The organism is Microtetraspora sp. NBRC 13810, from assembly GCF_030268685.1.
In the GTDB taxonomy this organism is placed as follows: Bacteria; Actinomycetota; Actinomycetes; order Streptosporangiales; family Streptosporangiaceae; genus BSRQ01.
The window spans coordinates 28,383-44,800 of the sequence record NZ_BSRQ01000021.1; the positions used below are offsets into that span (position 1 = coordinate 28,383).

Sequence of the window (16,418 nt, forward strand, 5' to 3'; positions counted from 1 at the left end):
CCTCACCCAGTGCCACCGGAACGCATGTATGAGTAATCACCGGAGGCCGGTCGTCCTGGTCAGGAGAAGGCGCCGCCGGGACGCCCCCTGCGGCGGCAGACCTTGCCGAAGAGGCGTCCTGCGGCGTGGATGACGGGCCGGCGGAACGTCGGGGTGGCGTTGGCGAGGACGGCCACGCCGGCCTCGGCGTCGGGGCTGAAGCCGACGAACGCGGTGAACCCGCCGGTGCCTCCGCTGTGCCAGGCCAGGGTGTGACCGCGCAGGTCCCGGATGTTCCATCCCAGCCCCACGCTGTTCGAGCCGCGCGGGCAGGCGCGCCGTGGCCGCTGTGTGGCCGTGATCGCCACGGCGAGAGGGGCGGGGGTGGCGTCGGGCCGCACCTGGGCCCGCAGGTAGCGGAGCATGTCGGCGCCGGTGGAGTACAGGGCGCCGGCCGGGGCCATGACGTCGAAGTGCCAGTGGGGTACGGGGCGACCGCGGCGGTGCCCGTGGGCGGCGTCACGGGCGAGGACGTCGTCGGTGGGGATGGAGGTGTCCCGCATGCCCAGCGGGGTCAGGATCCGTTCGGCGAGCAGGTCGGCGTAGGGCTTGCGGGCGGCGCGGGAGAGCAGGTGGCCGAGCAGCCCGATGCCGAAGGTGGAGTAGCTCACCGGCGGCGGCGTACGGTGCGGGCGCAGGCGGGCGGTGGCCCGTCCCAGGTCCTCCGCGTCGTAGCGGGCGTAGGGGTCCCGCCGGTCGCGCAGCGCCCGGCGGTGGAACCCGGGAGGGAGCCTGGGAAGTCCGGCGCCGTGCGTGGCGAGGTGGGCGAGCGTGATCGGCGGCCCGTGGCGGGACACCGCCTCGGGCGGCAGATGGGCCTGGATCGGGTCGTCGTAGCTCACCTCGCCGCGGACGGCCATCTCGGCGAGCAGCAACGTGGTGAAGGTCTTGGTGATCGAGCCCAGGGCGAACCGGGTGCCCGGCCCCACCGCCGCCGGCTGGGGATGTCCGGCCCGGGGACGGGTGCGGTGGCCGGCGGTGACGACGACCTCCCCGGCCTCGCGCAGGGCGACCCCCGCCGCCGCGGGCGTGTGCCGCTCGGCGACCAGGGACTCCACGGCCCCGGTGAGCAGGGTGGTGATCGTGGCGGAGTCGCTCACCCGGCGCCTCCCGCGGACGCGGCCGGGACGGTGAGGGCGCGCGAGACGGCCAGGGTGCCGGCGACGGCGGCGACGACGGTGGGATGGTGGTGGTTCAGCCAGGCGGCCCGGGAATCCGCGGGGGGCACCGTCAGGCCGTTGGGGACCATGCCGTCGGCGTGCTGGGCCTCGGCGACCCGCTCCCACACGGACGGGAAGAAGAGGGGGCGCTGCAGACACGTCCCGACGATCAGGAACTCCAGCAGCAGATCCCAGAACCGCGTCTCGCAGAACACCTCGGTCCACACCGGCAACCACAGGTGAAGGTAGTCCTGGAGCCGGTCGGGCAGCCCTTCGGGACGGCTGCCCCAGTCGGTCAGGTGGAACACGGTGTGCGTGACGCCGTAGGCGTTGTTCGCGTCCAGCATCCAGGGCTCCGGGGTGCCGCCGAGCCAGGTCTGCGCGATCAGGGCGTCGACGTCGTCGTGCACGGGCACGCCGATCCTGGTGGCGGCGGCGACCACGGCCAGCCGGCGGTTGGGCACGTGCTCGATCACCCGGGACGCGCGCAGGCCGAGCAGGTGCCCGGCCAGCCGGTCCAGGCGCTCGTGGCGGTAGCCGGCGGCGGCGAACAGCGAGTAGATCTCGATCGGGTGGGTGGCCGCCGGGGTGTGGGCCTGCAACCGGTACAGCAGGTCGCCCTCGTCGAACTCCCGCCAGGCGAAGTCGAGCAGTCCCTGGGCGGTCTGCGCGCACCTGGGGCCGGCCACCGCCTCCCGGCGTACCAGCCCGGCCGCGAGGGCGAGTTCGGCCAGCGACTTCAGCCCGTCGCCGCCGATCCGTTCGTCGGGCACGTCGCGGGCGAGGGTGAAACCGGTGCGCATGCTTCCCAGCCAGGCCACCGCCCTGTCGCCGACCTGCTGAGCCAGGCGGATCGCGACGGCGTCCATGGTGTCCCGCGTCCCCGTTCCCATGTTCCGCATGTCCTCTCTCTACCGTCGTGTCCTGATCGGTGTGCCGTCCCGGGTGGCCGGCGCCGGTCGCGCCGGGACGGGTCTGAGCGGCGAGGTCAGGCCGGCGGGCGGGTCATCGTGCGCCGGGCGATGGTGGTCTCCAGCAGCACCCGGGCGTCGTCCGCGCCGACGATCTCCAGGTGTTCCAGCGCCGGCGCCAGCAGCGGCGGGCGGGCCGTGACGGCGTCGAAGGTGAGCCACCGCGCCAGCCGGGCCGCGCTGAGCGCGTCCCTGCGCAGCAGCGCGCGCACCAGGCCCCGGGTGAGGTCGAGGCGGCGGCGGGCCAGTTCCTCCCGTACGGTCGCGTCCGTGAAGGGCGGTGCCGCGCAGGCCAGCCGTACCAGGTCGACGGCCAGTGGCACCCACTCCGGAGCCGGCGGCTGCCGGGCCGGTCGGACGGGGGTCAGGCCCTCCCAGCCGGAGGCGTCCACGCCGAGTGCCGCCAGCGCGCGTACCAGCGCCGCCTCGCGGACCCGCCACAGGGCGGTCTCGCGCGGTTGGTCCTGCGGTGCGGGGTACACCCGCACCGCAGCCTCGATCAGTGCCGCGTCCTCACCTGGCAGGGGGAGCCCTTTCAGGACGAACGGGGTGAGCACGTCCGCGCCCAGCACCCGCACGGCGGCCAGCCCCGCGGACCGGTCACCCGAGTCCGCGAGGAACCGGCCCAGCCGGAAACCGTCGCCTTCTTCCAGCAGTGCCCGGGTCAACGCGCCCGCCAGCAGATGGACGGCGGGACCGACCGTGCCCGGTGTCGGCGCAGACGTGATCGGCATCGGTGACGGCCTCAGAACAGCGCCGCGCAGGCCAGATTCTGCACCACGCCGCCGAAGGCGTCCTCGACCGGCTCATCCCGGTCCGGGTCGGCCGACAGCAGCGTGGCGAGCAACAGCAGCACCAGCGCCGCTCCGCGCTCCGAACCCGGCCCGTGGCTGCTCGGCGCCTCCCCCTCGGTGAGAAGCGCCTGGACCTCGATCCGCTCCTGAGCCGTCGGCACCACGTGGGCGAACGCCGGCACATCTCGCACGGACATGTGTTTTCCCTCCTACCTCGAGAATTTCCCTTGACCATTCAACAATCCCCTTGACCTGCGAAGACGTAACCTTTTCCCGGCAAGGAGTAACGGAAGAGGAAGGAATAAGGAAGCGCTCACGTTCTGCATGTCGTGTTTTTTATTCACATGTCGGGGCGGTCATGCCGGATGACGCCACCGCGCAACCAGGCTGCGGGCCACCGGCATGCCCATCAAGGCCGGCCGCCCGGCGGGTGCCCGCTGAGCGATCCCTCAGGGTGGCCGCCGGACGGAGCGGGCCGCGGTCAGTTCGCGAGGAATCCGGCGAGGGAGGCGGTGAGGTCCTCCGGAGCCTCCTCGGCCATGTGGTGGCCGGAGTCGATCCCGTGGCCGCGTACGTCCCCGGCCCACTGCCGCCAGATCCTCAGCGGGTCGCCATACAGGTCTTCGAGGTCGTCCCGCAGCGACCACAGCACCAGGGCGGGGCAGGACACCCGCACCCCGGCGGCGCGGTCGGCCTCCTCGTGACGCGCGTCGATCGTGAGTCCGGCCCGGTAGTCCTCCAGCATGGCCCGTACCACGCCGGGGTTCCTGGTGGCCTGCCGCCATTCGTCGTAGTTCTCCTGGCCCATGGTCCGCGGGTCGCCCCGGTACCAGGCGTCCGGGTCCGCGTTGATGACGCGTTCGGGAACGTCCGGCTGGGCGAAGAAGAACCAGTGCCACCACTGCGTCGCGAACCGCGCGTTGACGCGCGACAGGTGCTCGCTGATGGGCAGGCAGTCCAGGAACGCGGCCCGTGACACCGCACCGGGATGATCAAGGGTGAGCCGCAGGGCGACGGCGCCACCGCGGTCGTGACCGGCGACCGCGTACCGCGTGTGTCCGAGCGAACGCATCAGCGCCGCCAGGTCCTTCGCGACGGCCCGCTTGGCGTGGGCGGCATGGTCCGCGGTGGGCGCCGGTCCACGTGACCGGCCGTACCCTCGCAGGTCGGGACACACGACGGTGAACCTCCGCCCGGCGAGCAGAGGGGCGACGCGATGCCAGGTCGCCGAGGTTCTGGGATGTCCGTGGAGCAGCAGTACGGGCGGGCCGTCCCCGCCGTGGCGGACGAAGACGGACGCCTCTTCGACATCGATGAACTCGGCTTTGAAGTCGTCGAACATCACCGCCGTATTCCCCGTGCGCCGGCTTTGATGTGAGACCTGGAGCATCCCCTCCGGGGCTGCCGTCGTCTTCGCTGACACGGGCCTGCCCCGCCGGCCGCGAACCGGCGCCCGGCGCGGCGGGTCCTACGAATGCCCCCGCCGGGGGTCGTGGGATGCCGCGTTGATCACCTCGTCGAGTACGTCGCGCGAGTTGGCGAGTTCGGAGATCATGCGGTCGATGCGGTCGCGTTCCACGGACAGCTCGGCGACCAGCCTGGGGGTGGCGATCTCCGAGGGGCCGCCGTCCGCGTCCCGCATGCACGGCAGCAGGTGGGCGATCTTCTTGCTGTTCAGGCCCGCGGCGAACAGCTCCTGGATGCGGATGACCCGTTCGACCGCCTGCTCGGGATACTCCCGGTGGCCGCCGGGGGTGCGGTCGGACACCAGCAACCCCTGCTGCTCGTAGTAGCGCAGCGACCGCTCGCTCACCCCGGTACGCCGTACCAGCTCACCGATCCGCACGTGCCCTCCCCCACGGGTTGAATCTGACATCGATGTTAGCTTTTACCGTGGCAGCATGACGAACACCGTGGAGAACGAGCTCTTCGACTACAACCCGATCGTCGGGCGTCCCCCGATCGACTGGCCCGGCGGCGCCCGGGTCGCCGTCTACATCGGGCTCAACATCGAGCACTTCCTGATCGACCGCCCGTCCACCAGCATCTGGGCGGGCACGGCCGACCTGGTGCCCGACGCGCTCAACTACGGCTGGCGGGACTACGGGGTCCGGGTCGGCGTCTGGCGCACGATGGAGAGCCTGGACCGGCACGGCATCCGGGCGAGCGTGCTGCTGAACTCCGACGTCGCCGGCCGCTACCCGCAGATCATCGAGGCGGGTCTGCGCCGGAACTGGGCCTGGCTGGCGCACGGGCGGACCAACTCGATCCTGCAGGCCGGCATGTCCCGCGACGAGGAACGCCGCTTCCTCACCGAGGTCGTCGACACCATCGCCGACGCCACCGGCCGGCGGCCCCGCGGCTGGATGGGACCGGGGCTCACCGAGACGTTCCACACCCCGTCGCTGCTCGCCGAGCTCGGCCTGGGCTACGTGCTGGACTGGACCAACGACGACCAGCCCTACCGGCTGAACGTGCCCGGCATGATCAGCGTCCCGTACTCGGTCGAGCTCAACGACCTGCTCCTGTTCGGCAAGGGCACCACGGGGCCGGAGTTCGTGCAGATCGTGCGGGACCAGTACGAGCAGCTGAGCGCCGACGCGGAGCACGGCGGCCGGGTGATGGCGCTGGCCCTGCACCCGTTCGTGATCGGCCAGCCGTTCCGGCACAAGTACCTGGACCAGGCGCTGGAGTACCTGGCGTCCCGGCCGGACGTCTGGCTGACCACCAGCGACGAGATCGCCGAGCACTACCGGGGCACGATCGCCGCCGGCTGAGCCCGGCCTTCGCCGCCGGCGGCGGTGTCGCGTTCCGGCGGGGGCGAGGGCACATCCCGCCGGGACGAACGTCAGAGAGCGGCCGGGTACGCCGGTCCCGACGACGGGGAGGGGCGGGGCGGTCGAAGTGGTCCGGGGGAAGTCGCGGGGAACCAGCCGTGGGGCGCCGCCGACTACTCATAGGGGTGCCTCCCCCGCCACCCGGCCACCGCCCCCTGGAGAGTCCATGCCGCGTTCGCGTCCGTTCCTCGCCGCCCTCGCCGTGTCGATCGCGCTCACCGGCGCCTGCGGCTCCGAATCCGGCGGCGGCGCCGCGTCCACGACGCTGCGCATCGGCCTGAGCGCGGAGTCGGGTGCGCTGGATCCGCACGCGTTCACCGGGAACTTCCTGCTGCTCGACGCCATCTACGAGCCGCTGGTCGGCTACGGGGAGGACGGGCGGCTGGAGCCGGGCCTGGCGGAGTCCTGGACCGTCGCAGAAGACGGCAGGCGGGTGACCTTCGACCTGCGTGACGGCGTGCGCTTCACCGACGGTTCACCGGTCGACGCCGCCGCCGTCAAGTGGAACTTCGAGCGGTGGGTGGGCAAGGAGCGCTTCTCGTTCTTCCGGGCGTCGCAGGTCATATCCTCGGTCGAGGCTCCGGACCCGGACACCGTCCTGCTCACGCTGTCCGAGCCGTACGAGCCGCTGCTCCAGGAGATGTCGATCGTACGCCCCGTCCGGCTGCTCAGCCCGAAGTCGGTCGCCGCCGACGGAGCGTTCCGGAACCCGGTGGGCACCGGAGCCTGGAAGCTCGTGTCCAACACCGCCACCGGCGCCGTGCTGGCACGCAACGACGACTACTGGGGCACGAAACCACGTCTGGAACGGCTTGAGTTCAAGGTCATCCCCGACTCGCAGGCGCGGGTCGACGCCATGGCCAACGATGAGCTCGACCTGGTCGGCGGCGGATATCTGGCCCCGATCACGCCCGTGGAGGCCCGGTCCCTGAGCGGGCGCGACGACATCAAGCTGCTCACCGGCGCGCCGGACGTCTCGATCCTGCTCGGGTTCAATCCCGACGGCCCGGCCGGCGACAAGGCGGTACGGGAGGCCGTCACCAAGGCGATCGACACCGCGTCCCTGGCGAAGGCGCTGTTCTCCGGTCATGCCGAACCGGCCCGGCGGGTGTTCCCGCCGGACGTGCCCGACTCCGGCACCGATCTGCGACCGAGCTTCGACCAGGCCGGCGCCCGCAGCGTGCTGGACGCCGCCGGATACGCCCTCGACGGCGAGACGCGGGTCAAGGACGGAAAGCCGCTGTCGCTGCGGTTGCTCATTCCCGCGACTCCGGCCGAGGGGCAGCTCGATCCCCGCACCATGGCCGCGGCGATCGCCGCGGCCCTCGCGGAGGTGGGCGTCGCCGTCGAGATCACTCCGGTCGACGCCGCCACGTACTACGACGAACGCGCGGAAGGCGGGTACGACATCACGTTCTTCGAGACCCTCGGCGCGCCCTACGATCCTTCCAGCTCGATCGTGTCCCTGTTCACGAGTGACGCACGGGCGCCGCTCTGGGCGACGCCGGCCGTCGAAGACCTGGTCGACAAGGCGCTGTTCGCCCGCGACCCCGCCGCCCGGTCGGCGGCGTACCAGGACCTCTACGACGCCGTGGCCGACGACGCCGGGTTCGTCCCGCTGGTCTACCGGCCACGGATGTGGGCCGTCCGCGGCGACGTGCACGGCTTCACGGTCCCGCCCACCGACGTCGACCTGGAACTGACCGGGGTCACCGTCGGATGAGGGCTCCGGGCCGGCTGCGCTTCGCGGGGCGCTATGTCACGCGGTGGGCCGTCGACACCGCCGGCGTGCTCCTCGCGCTCTCCGCCGGCACCTTCGCGCTCGTCCTCCTGGCACGCGGCGACCCGGCCGCGATCCTGGCGGCGACCCGGGCCGGCCGTTCCGCCACCCCGGAACAGATCGAGGCCGTCCGCGCCGAACTGGGCCTGGACGCTCCCGCCCCGGTGCGGTACGTGCGGTGGCTCGCCGACGCGAGCACCGGCGACTTCGGGCTGTCACTGCGGACGAACACGCCCGTCGGGCCGGAGATCGCCGATCGGATGGGCGTGACGCTCGGGCTGGTGGCCGGTTCCGCCGCGGTGGCCCTCGTGGCAGGGGTCGCCGTCGGCGTCGCCGGGGCGGTGCTCGGGCGTGGCCCGGTGCGCGGGGCGCTGCGCGGCGGAGCGCTGCTGGCGACGTCGGTGCCGGCGTTCTGGCTGAGCTACCTCCTCGTGCTGGTGCTGGCCCTGCGCCTGGGCCTGGTGCCGACGTCGGGGATGGCAGGTCCCGCGACCTGGGTGATGCCGATGGCGGTGCTCGGACTGCCGGCGGCCGGCGCCCTCAGCCGGGTGGTGGCCGTCACGCTGCGCGAGGCGCTCGACCAGCCGTACGTCCTCGCCGCGCAGGCCCGGGGCAGCGGGCCGGTCTCGATCGTGCTCCGCGACGGGCTGCCGAACGCCGCCGGGCCGATCCTGTCCCTGGCCGGAGTCACGGTGGGCAGTCTGCTGGTGGGCACGGTCGTCGTGGAGCAGATCTTCGGCTGGCCCGGTCTCGGGGCCTATTTCGTCCATGCGGCGGCGGCCCGGGACGTCCCGGCGCTCCAGGCCGCCGCGCTCGCCCTGGGCGGCGGGTTCATTCTGGCGAACCGCCTCGCCGACGTCCTCCAGGCCCTCATCGACCCCCGATCCCTCAGGGACGCCGGCGGCACGGGTCCGCGCGCGGCCGGGCGCGGGCGGCGGCCGAGCCGGCGTGGCGGGACCGGCCCCCGAGAGGAGGCGACGTGACCCAGGGACACCGCCGGTGGGGCCTTCCGGCGACCGTGCGTACCACGCTGGTCGCTCTCCCGCTGATCGTGTTCGCGATCGCGGGCGTGCTGGCACCCGTCCTCGCGCCGGCCGATCCGACGGCCAACGATCTGGCGGCCGGCCTGCTGCCGCCGTCGGCGGACCACCTGCTCGGCACCGACCAGCTCGGCCGGGATCAGCTCAGCCGGATCCTGTACGGCGCGCGTATCTCGCTCGCGGTCACGGCGGCGGTCCTGGCGATCTCGCTGGCCGCCGGCGTCGTCATCGGCACGGTCGCCGGCTACCTGGGCGGCCGGGTCGACCGGGTGATCTCCCGGTTGATCGACATGGCCGTCTCCCTGCCCGGGATGCTCGTGGCGCTGGCGGTCATCGGCGTGCGGGGCCCCGGTGTGGAGAACCTCGTCATCGCGCTGTCCCTGTGGGCGTGGGCACCGTACGCCCGTATCGCGCGCGCCCGGGTGGCGGGCCTGCGCGGCAGTCCGCATCTCGACGCTCTGCGGCTGCTCGGCGCCGGGCCCGTACGCGTCATCGGCCGGCATCTGCTTCCGCCCGCCCTCGCGCCGTGCCTGGTGTATGCCAGCACCGACGTCGGCGCCATCGTGCTCAGCGTGGCCACGCTGAGCTTCCTCGGCCTCGGCATCCCGCCGCCGCACGCCGAGTGGGGTCAGATGCTCATCGAAGGGCGCCCCTACCTGGCCTCCGCCTGGTGGCTGGCCTACCCGCCGGGTATCGCGATCACGGCCGTCGTGTTCGCCGGCAACCTGCTCGGGGAACGTCTGGCGGGCGGCGACGAGCGGCCCTCGATCCTGCGGTGGGTGCGCCCGGCGCGCCGGCCCCGGCATTCGATCGCCCCCCGCCCGGCGCCGGCCGGGTCACCGGCCACCTCAGCCGCCCCGGCCGCCTCCGCCGAGGACGACGTCGTGCTGCGCGTGCGGGACCTGTCTGCCGGCTATCCGCACGGCGGCGGGCTTCGCCGGGTCGTCGCCGGGGTCTCCTACGAGGTTCGGCGCGGCCGTGTCCTGGCCATCGTCGGCGAGACCGGCAGCGGCAAGACCACGTCGGCGCTGGCCCCCTTCGGCCTGGTGGATCCCGGTGCGGTCGTCACCGGCTCGGCGACCCTGGGCGGCGGGGCCGGGGCCTTGGAGCTGATGGGCCGCACGCCGCCCGAGCGGCACCGGGTCAACGGCCGCCGCGTCGGCGTGGTCTTCCAGGACAGCCTCGCCGCGCTCAACCCCTTGCGGACAGTCGGCGCGCACGTCGACGAGGCCGTCCGTAACGCGGGCCGGGGTGGGCGGCGGGCGGCCACCCGCCGTGTCAGCGAAGAGCTGCTGCGCCTGGCCGGTCTCCCCGACCCCGCGGTGATCGCCCGTGAGTTCCCCCACCAGCTCTCCGGGGGGATGCGGCAACGCGTGCAGATCGCCATCGCCCTCGCCGGTGAGCCGGAGCTGCTCGTCGCCGACGAACCGACCTCCGCGCTCGACGTGACCGTGCAGGCGCAACTGCTCGACCTGCTCGGACGGCTGCGCGACGAACTGGCCATGGCCATGGTCGTGGTCAGCCACGACGTCGCGGTGATCTCGCGGCTGGCCGACAGCGTGGCCGTCATGTACGCCGGGCGGATCGTGGAGACGGGGCCGCTCGCCACCGTGATCGGGAACCCGGATCACCCTTACACCCGTGGCCTGCTCGACGCCGTCCCGCGTCCCGGAGCGGCGCCGGGCACCCGGTTCCGCACCATGCCGGGACGCTCCGGCGCCGGTCCGGACGACACCGGCGGCTGCGCCTTCGCACCCCGGTGCCCGATCGCCGTCGCGGCCTGCGCGGACGACCGGCCGGTCCTGGAAGCGGCCTCCACCGTCGCGCACCGGTCGGCGTGCCTCCGCCATCCCGGCGGAACCGCGCTCCAGCCGGGGACGGCTCGCGAGCGGGATAGGCTCTGACCCATGCTGGAGGTCGAACGACTCACCGCCGGCTACGCCGGTCCGCTCGGCCGGGACCGGGTGACCGTGGTCAAGGACGTCAGCATCCGCGTCGGCGAGGGCGAGATCGTCGGGCTCGTCGGCGAGTCGGGCTGCGGCAAGACGACGCTCGCGCGCGTCATCACCGGGCTCAGCCGGCCCAGCGCGGGCGTGGTGCGCTTCGCCGGGGTGGACGTGCACGCCCTCCGGGGCCGGGCGCTGCGGGCGCATCGGCGGCACATCCAGATGGTGTTCCAGGATCCGTATCTCACCCTCAGCCCCCGGCAGACGGTACGGCAGGCCCTCGTCGAGCCGCTGCGCATCCACCGGATCGGCGACACCCGGTCCCGGTCCGCGCGAGTGGACGAACTGCTGGACCTCGTCGGGCTCGATCCCGGGGTGGGCGAGCGCCGGCCCCGGCAACTGTCCGGGGGGCAGCGGCAGCGGGTGGCGATCGCCCGGGCGCTCTCCCTGGGGCCCCGCCTGCTCGTGTGCGACGAACCCGTCACCGCGCTCGACGTGTCGGTGCAGGCGAAGGTGCTCAACCTGCTGTGCGACCTGCGCGACCGGCTCGGTCTGGCCTGCCTGTTCATCGCGCACGACCTCTCCGTGGTCCGGCAGCTCGCGGATCGGATCGCGGTCATGCGCGACGGCCGTATCGTCGAGCAGGGCCCGACCCAGGACGTGACCGCCGGCCCCCGTCACCCGTACACCCGGGCCCTGCTCGCGGCGACTCCCACGATCGATCTCGGCCCCGTCGCCTCCGGAGTGCACCCGATCGGCGAGCACGTGCCCGCGAGCCGGCCACCTGGGCAGGGCTGAAGGGCGGAATCCCCGGCGCTCCTGTCCGGGGATCAGTCCAGCGGGCGCATGTCGTGCGTGACGGTGCCTGCGGCGGCCAGCGAGTGGTACAGGCCGAGTTCGGCGGTGGCCCCCTCGGCCATCACGAGGGCGGTGCAGCCCCGCTGGTCGGCGAGGTGGACGATCGGGTCGCCGGCCCGGGCGGTCGGGAAGAACTCCGGCGAGCCGGGGAAGAGCGGCAGCCGTTCGGGGCCGCGCCAGCCGGCGAGCCGGCCCGGGGCCGGCGGGTGCAGGAAGGTCATGCCGTAACCGCGTCCGGTGGCCAGCGGCGCATCCAGCAGCCGGGGCCAGCGGCCCAGGGCGGCGTCGATGACGGCCGTGTACACGTTCACCCGCAGGGCGCGGCACATCATCTCCCCGATGACCGCTCCGGCGATCCGCCCGTTGATCTCCACCACCTCGGGGCCGTCGGGCGTGTGGGCGAACTCGGTGTGGGCGAGGCCCGAGGAGAACCCGGCCGCGCCGAGAACCTCGCCGATCCAGGTCTCCAGAGAGTTCAGCTCGGCCTGTGGGAAGGCCACCGGGAAGGCGACGGCTTCCTCGCGCCGGACCGGTTCCGGGGTGTGGAGGTGCACGGCGACCCCGAGGAGTCTCGTGACCCCTTCCCAGCTGACCGTCTCGGCGCTGTAGACGGGGCCGGGGAAGTACGGTTCGGCCACGAGATGCCGGCCCAGCAGGGTGGCGTCTCCGACCTGGCGGGCGGCCCGGTCGAGTTCGGCGTCGTCACGGATCAGCCAGACCGACCGGGAGGAGGTCCCCGCCGAGTCCTTCACGATCACCGGGTAGCCGATCGCCGAGACCGCCTCGATGACCGCCTCGACCTCGCCAGCGCTTCGAGGTCGTTCTTGAGGAACAGCACCGCGTTGCCGGCACCGAGCGCGGCGACCCCGGCCACGACCGTGACCCCGTTCCCACCGGCGAAGGCGACCATCCCCGCCGCCAGGCAACCGAACCCGATCATCATCGCCGCCGCGTAGCTCATCCGCTCCACCCGCTGTGCCACCAGGGGCTGCACGAGCACCAGGCCAAGGGAGTACCCCATCATGGCCAGGCCGAAGACCAGGGTGCTCACCCATCCCTGGGCACCGCGTGCTGAGCCCCGGTGACCTCCTGACCGTTCGTCGCCGGGTGATCCCACCATGCCGGCCTCTTCATGGTCAGGCGGCCCGTTCGGCGGCGAGCCAGGACGCCGACAGCTGGTGCCGGGCACGGGCGACCCTGGAGCGGACGGTGCCCACCGGGCATCCGAGCACTTCGGCGGCCTCGGTGTAGGGAAGGCCCATGACCTGGGTCAGGACGAAGGCCCTGAGCCGTTCAGGTGGTACCTCGACCAGCAGTCCTGCCAGGTCCACCCCGTCCTGGGAGCCGGGCACGCCGCGCGGCTGACATCGCTCCACCGCCGCCTGCCAGTCGGCCACGTCGGCCACCACCGGCCGTGCCCGGGCAGCGCGGAAGCGGTCGACGACCACCCGGCGCGCGATGGACAGCAGCCACACCCTGGCCGACGACTTCCCGGCGAACCCGGGCAGGCTGCGCAGGACCCGGACGAAGGTCTCCTGGGTGAGATCGTCCGCCGACTGGATGTCGGTCAGGTAGGCGAGGAAGCGGCGCACGTCCCCGTACACCGCCCGGGCGAAGACCTCGACCTCGGCGGGGCCGCCGTCGCGGGCGGCCAGGGCGAGGGAGGTCAGGTGCCGGTCGTCGGCGTCGCGCCGGCTGCGGACATGGTTCATCTCGATCACTCCTTGCGTGACTGGACGGCGGGCGCACGGCGGCGACCGGGCGGAGGCACTCCACCCGGTAGGGCCGCGACGATCACTCAGACGCGGCGGAGCCGGGGACGTGCCCGGCCCCGCAGCGCGCGGGAACCGCCGCTCACCGCACGGCGGTTCGCGCGCGCAATCCGAGGATCACGTCGAGCACCAGGAAAGCCGCCAGTGAGATCCCGAACAGGGGCAGGAACACACCGACCCCCACGGCGCAGCCGATCAGCGCGACGAGGACGGCCCGGTGCACGCGCCGCCAGCCGCCCCGCGGGTACGGCGCGGCGAACCCACGGCCGGGACGGCGCTGCCACCACATGCGGTAGCCGTACACCACCAGGAAGACCAGCCCGAGCCCGACCACGGCCAGGACCACCTGGTTGGCCAGGCCGAACAGCACGCCCATATGGGCGTCGATCCCCCACCGGGCCAGCTTGGCCGCCAGGTGGTAGTCCTCGAACCGCAGCACGTCGGTGACCTGGCCCGTGGCCGGGGCGACCGCCACCTGGTCGAGCCGCTGCGGCCACTGCGTGTCGATCTCCTTGACCACGTAGGCGGCACCGAGCTCGGCCGGCCAGCCCACCTCCAGCGCGCCGGACAGGCCCTGCTGCCCGGCCGCCTGGATCACGCGGTCCACGCCCACGTCCGACGCCGTGTCCAGGTGGGCGTGGGCGCCGGTCGTCGTGTGCTGGGCGTGCTCGCCGGCTGTGGTGGAGAGGGACGGCGTGGACCAGTCAAGCGCGGCACGCAGCTCCGTGACGTTCTCCCCGGCGTACTTCGACCAGGTCAGACCGGTCGCCGACAGGAACAGCAGGCCCAGCGCCAGCCACAGCCCGGCCGAGCCGTGCCAGGACAGCGTGCGCCGCAGGCCCCTCGCGCCGCGTTCGGGCATCAGCAGGCCGCGCGCCCGGCTCCCCCGGCGACGCCGGCGGGTCAGCCACAGCGCCGGCCCGCCCAGTGCCACCACCCACAACCAGCTCGCCGCCAGTTCGCTGTAGAGGCGGCCCGGCTCACCGAGATGGAGGCGGCGGTGCAGGTCGGAGATCCAGGCACGGACCGGCAACGCGCCCGAGCTGCCGTAGCTCGGCAACGCGCCACGCACCTGGGCGGTGTAGGGATCGACGAAGACGGCCAGCCGGGTGCTCTCCGGCATGCCGGGGACGTCCAGGAGCACCTGGGTCGTCTGCTCGGGCAGATCGCCGGTCCGCACAGCGTAGACCGAGCCCTCGGGACGGGCGGCTCGGGCCGCGGCCACCTGCTGGGAGACCGGCAACCTGGCGGCGCCGGCGACGGTGGTCACCTCGTGCCGGTAGACCGCCTTCTCGATCTGGAAGGACGCGGCGTACAGGGTACCGGTGGACGCGGCGACGAGCAGGAAAGGCGCGATCAGGATTCCGGCGTAGAAGTGCAGGCGCAGCAGCAGCGGGCGCAGAACGGCCCAGTGGGCGCGCCGGGGCGGCGGAGGTCCGGCGGAGCCGGTGGACTCCGCGTCGAGGTCGGTGACAGTGGTCATCAGGGGTTTCTCCGGTTCACGCGAATGCGCACAGTGCTGGTGCGCGGCGGAAGGGCATCACGCCGTGGCCGTTCACGGCCAGGGCGAGCCACGGGCCATGCCGGTTGCGGCAATGGCCACGGAACGGGCCTGTGGACCCGTTTCAGATGGCGGAGACGACCACCGGAGGACCGCGGCGGCGGATCGCCGCCGCGAGTACGAGTGAGGTGAGCGGCGCCGGATCGCCGAAGATCGACGGCCGGGCCGGGCTCAGGTGGGCGACCGGTACCAGCAGGACGCGCAGCAGCGCGGCCAGCAGCCGGCGCACGGGGGTCACGGCCAGATGCAGCATGGTCGCCAGGGCGGTCTCACCGCGTTCCAGCCACCAGCTCGACAACAGCGCGACGGCCACGTGGATCAGCAGCATCCCCAGGCCGCCGCCGTGCTGGTGGGAACCGCCGAGCAGCGGATCCTGGAGGACGCCCTCGCTGGAGGCGAACAGGAAATGCAGGCCGTACTGGACGGCGAAACAGGCGGCGAGCAGGGTGACCCGGCCGCGCTGCCGGCCGCCGAGCGCGAACGCCAGCGCCCATGTCGGCACCGCCGCCCCGGCCAGCACCACCGGATGCACGGGACCGCCCGCCACCATCGCGTGCAACACCGCCGACAGCAGGACGCACACCACCGCGAACACGGTGGCCCGCATCGCGCGGACGACGGGACGGCTGACATGCACCGGACGGCCGTCCCCGGCGCGGGCCTCGCCCACGCGCCCGGGAGGTGACGCGGCCGCCGAACTCACCGCGCGCACCGTCTCACGCTCCCTTCATACGAGGTACGGCTGTCCACCGGCCCGGTTCGACGTCGCCGGAGGGTCCGGCCGAGCGCCGCGGGCCGACGGCTTCCTACACCGTCTCGCGCAATAATGAGGGAGATTGCTTCCTGCGTCCAGATGCGATGATCCGGACGGTCCGGGCGATCCGGGACGCCGGGCGGGAGGGATCGAGTTGAACGGCCGGTGCGCTCCGCCGGCCGGGTGCTCTACCGTCTGCTCGCCGAGCATCGGCAGGAAGGATCTTTGACGCATGTTCCACGAGTACGCCCCCGGCGACCGGCCGGGTCCGCGGGGAGGCGCCCGATGAGCGGCGGAGAGAAGCTGGTCGAGCAGGTGCACGCCCTGCTCGCGGCGCCCCGGCCCTGGTCCGTCACCCAGGCAGGCGACCCCGTGCTGCGCCGCACCGCCGAACCGTACGACGGCCAGCTCCCCGACAGCCTGCTGCGCGACCTGCTCGACGCGATGTTCCGGCACCTGCCGGGCGTCGGGGTGGGGCTCGCCGCCCCGCAGGTCGGCATCCCGCTGGCGCTGGCCGTCATCGAGGACACCGCCGAGGTGCCGCCGGAGATCGCCGCCGAGCGGGAGCGGGTGCCCCAGCCGCCGCTCGAACTCGTCAACCCCGTCGCCACCCCCCTCGGGTCCGGCTACCGGGCGTTCTACGAGGGGTGCCTGAGCGTCGAGGGGTTCACGGCCGTGGTCGCCCGGCACGCCCGGGTCCGGCTGTCGGCCCTCGACGGCGGCGGGCGACCGTACGAGATGGAGCTGTCCGGCTGGCCGGCGCACATCGCCCAGCACGAGACCGACCACCTGAACGGCGTCCTGTACCTCGACCGGGCCGAGCCGCGCTCGCTGTCGACCACCGGCAACTACGAACGCTTCTGGGCTCCCCGCCCGGCACCGTGACCGGCGACCGGCGCGGGAGGC

The 16,418-nt window shown here is 73.3% G+C and carries 17 protein-coding genes; 6 read left to right on the plus strand and 11 right to left on the minus strand.

All coding sequences use genetic code 11. From position 1 onward, the window contains the following. Window positions 1–59 precede the first annotated feature (59 nt). From QSK26_RS32415 to QSK26_RS32440, 6 genes are all read right to left on the minus strand, one after another. Window positions 60–1,139, minus strand: a complete 1,080-nt coding sequence (locus QSK26_RS32415; RefSeq protein WP_285779119.1) for a serine hydrolase domain-containing protein — start codon at window positions 1,137–1,139, stop codon at window positions 60–62. Next, on the minus strand, window positions 1,136–2,101 hold the full coding sequence (locus QSK26_RS32420) for a DUF6895 family protein (protein WP_285779120.1): 966 nt from the start codon (window positions 2,099–2,101) through the stop codon (window positions 1,136–1,138). Before QSK26_RS32420 ends, QSK26_RS32415 begins: the two co-directional genes overlap by 4 nt. Window positions 2,102–2,187: 86 nt before the next feature. Next, a complete protein-coding gene (locus QSK26_RS32425; protein WP_285779121.1) occupies window positions 2,188–2,904 on the minus strand; it encodes a hypothetical protein in 717 nt (238 codons plus the stop codon). 11 nt (window positions 2,905–2,915) lie between these two features. Continuing rightward, window positions 2,916–3,161 carry a hypothetical protein gene (locus QSK26_RS32430; protein ID WP_285779122.1) on the minus strand — a complete coding sequence of 82 codons (246 nt, stop codon included), beginning with the start codon at window positions 3,159–3,161 and terminating at the stop codon, window positions 2,916–2,918. A 284-nt stretch (window positions 3,162–3,445) separates the two neighbouring features. Continuing rightward, complete coding sequence (locus tag QSK26_RS32435; protein ID WP_285779266.1) at window positions 3,446–4,306, minus strand: alpha/beta fold hydrolase; 861 nt, start codon at window positions 4,304–4,306, stop codon at window positions 3,446–3,448. Between the two features lie 126 nt (window positions 4,307–4,432). Next, window positions 4,433–4,810, minus strand: a complete 378-nt coding sequence (locus tag QSK26_RS32440; protein ID WP_285779123.1) for a MerR family transcriptional regulator — start codon at window positions 4,808–4,810, stop codon at window positions 4,433–4,435. 55 nt (window positions 4,811–4,865) lie between these two features. On the opposite strand from QSK26_RS32440, the gene QSK26_RS32445 reads away from it, so the two are divergent. The 5 genes from QSK26_RS32445 (at window position 4,866) to QSK26_RS32465 (ending at window position 11,365) form a co-directional block, all read left to right on the plus strand. Continuing rightward, on the plus strand, window positions 4,866–5,741 hold the full coding sequence (locus tag QSK26_RS32445) for a polysaccharide deacetylase family protein (RefSeq protein WP_285779124.1): 876 nt from the start codon (window positions 4,866–4,868) through the stop codon (window positions 5,739–5,741). Window positions 5,742–5,967: 226 nt separating this feature from the next. Continuing rightward, complete coding sequence (locus QSK26_RS32450) at window positions 5,968–7,524, plus strand: ABC transporter substrate-binding protein (protein ID WP_285779125.1); 1,557 nt, start codon at window positions 5,968–5,970, stop codon at window positions 7,522–7,524. Further along, entirely contained in the window at window positions 7,521–8,564 is a 1,044-nt protein-coding gene (locus QSK26_RS32455) for an ABC transporter permease (protein ID WP_285779126.1), read from the plus strand. The genes QSK26_RS32450 and QSK26_RS32455 overlap by 4 nt, the downstream gene beginning before the upstream one ends. Next, window positions 8,561–10,525 carry a dipeptide/oligopeptide/nickel ABC transporter permease/ATP-binding protein gene (locus tag QSK26_RS32460; protein WP_285779127.1) on the plus strand — a complete coding sequence of 655 codons (1,965 nt, stop codon included), beginning with the start codon at window positions 8,561–8,563 and terminating at the stop codon, window positions 10,523–10,525. Before QSK26_RS32455 ends, QSK26_RS32460 begins: the two co-directional genes overlap by 4 nt. Before the next feature lie 3 nt (window positions 10,526–10,528). Next, window positions 10,529–11,365, plus strand: coding sequence for an ATP-binding cassette domain-containing protein (locus QSK26_RS32465; RefSeq protein WP_285779128.1), 837 nt, complete (start codon window positions 10,529–10,531; stop codon window positions 11,363–11,365). A 32-nt stretch (window positions 11,366–11,397) separates the two neighbouring features. Here QSK26_RS32465 and QSK26_RS32470 read toward each other — a convergent pair whose 3' ends face one another. From QSK26_RS32470 to QSK26_RS32490, 5 genes are all read right to left on the minus strand, one after another. After that, window positions 11,398–12,177 (minus strand): ATP-grasp domain-containing protein, encoded by a 780-nt coding sequence (locus QSK26_RS32470; protein ID WP_285779129.1) that lies wholly within the window; start codon window positions 12,175–12,177, stop codon window positions 11,398–11,400. 2 nt (window positions 12,178–12,179) lie between these two features. Beyond that, on the minus strand, window positions 12,180–12,476 hold the full coding sequence (locus QSK26_RS32475; protein WP_285779130.1) for a hypothetical protein: 297 nt from the start codon (window positions 12,474–12,476) through the stop codon (window positions 12,180–12,182). A gap of 85 nt (window positions 12,477–12,561) precedes the next feature. After that, window positions 12,562–13,137 carry a sigma-70 family RNA polymerase sigma factor gene (locus QSK26_RS32480; protein WP_285779131.1) on the minus strand — a complete coding sequence of 192 codons (576 nt, stop codon included), beginning with the start codon at window positions 13,135–13,137 and terminating at the stop codon, window positions 12,562–12,564. 142 nt (window positions 13,138–13,279) lie between these two features. Next, window positions 13,280–14,680, minus strand: coding sequence for a PepSY-associated TM helix domain-containing protein (locus QSK26_RS32485; RefSeq protein ID WP_285779132.1), 1,401 nt, complete (start codon window positions 14,678–14,680; stop codon window positions 13,280–13,282). Between the two features lie 142 nt (window positions 14,681–14,822). Further along, window positions 14,823–15,470: a hypothetical protein gene (locus QSK26_RS32490; RefSeq protein WP_285779133.1), complete on the minus strand. Its 648-nt coding sequence runs from the start codon at window positions 15,468–15,470 to the stop codon at window positions 14,823–14,825. Between the two features lie 327 nt (window positions 15,471–15,797). On the opposite strand from QSK26_RS32490, the gene QSK26_RS32495 reads away from it, so the two are divergent. Then, window positions 15,798–16,397 (plus strand): peptide deformylase, encoded by a 600-nt coding sequence (locus tag QSK26_RS32495; protein ID WP_285779134.1) that lies wholly within the window; start codon window positions 15,798–15,800, stop codon window positions 16,395–16,397. Window positions 16,398–16,418 lie beyond the last annotated feature (21 nt).

Excerpts from the sequence above, each read along its gene's own strand:
- QSK26_RS32420 (WP_285779120.1), bottom strand. The coding sequence starts at position 2,101 with ATGCGGAACATGGGAACGGGGACGCGGGACACCATGGACGCCGTCGCG.
- QSK26_RS32455 (WP_285779126.1), top strand. The coding sequence starts at position 7,521 with ATGAGGGCTCCGGGCCGGCTGCGCTTCGCGGGGCGCTATGTCACGCGG.
- QSK26_RS32480 (WP_285779131.1), bottom strand. The coding sequence starts at position 13,137 with ATGAACCATGTCCGCAGCCGGCGCGACGCCGACGACCGGCACCTGACC.
- QSK26_RS32435 (WP_285779266.1), bottom strand. The coding sequence starts at position 4,306 with ATGTTCGACGACTTCAAAGCCGAGTTCATCGATGTCGAAGAGGCGTCC.
- QSK26_RS32445 (WP_285779124.1), top strand. The coding sequence starts at position 4,866 with ATGACGAACACCGTGGAGAACGAGCTCTTCGACTACAACCCGATCGTC.
- QSK26_RS32465 (WP_285779128.1), top strand. The coding sequence starts at position 10,529 with ATGCTGGAGGTCGAACGACTCACCGCCGGCTACGCCGGTCCGCTCGGC.
- QSK26_RS32495 (WP_285779134.1), top strand. The coding sequence starts at position 15,798 with ATGAGCGGCGGAGAGAAGCTGGTCGAGCAGGTGCACGCCCTGCTCGCG.
- QSK26_RS32425 (WP_285779121.1), bottom strand. The coding sequence starts at position 2,904 with ATGCCGATCACGTCTGCGCCGACACCGGGCACGGTCGGTCCCGCCGTC.
- QSK26_RS32485 (WP_285779132.1), bottom strand. The coding sequence starts at position 14,680 with ATGACCACTGTCACCGACCTCGACGCGGAGTCCACCGGCTCCGCCGGA.
- QSK26_RS32430 (WP_285779122.1), bottom strand. The coding sequence starts at position 3,161 with ATGTCCGTGCGAGATGTGCCGGCGTTCGCCCACGTGGTGCCGACGGCT.
- QSK26_RS32450 (WP_285779125.1), top strand. The coding sequence starts at position 5,968 with ATGCCGCGTTCGCGTCCGTTCCTCGCCGCCCTCGCCGTGTCGATCGCG.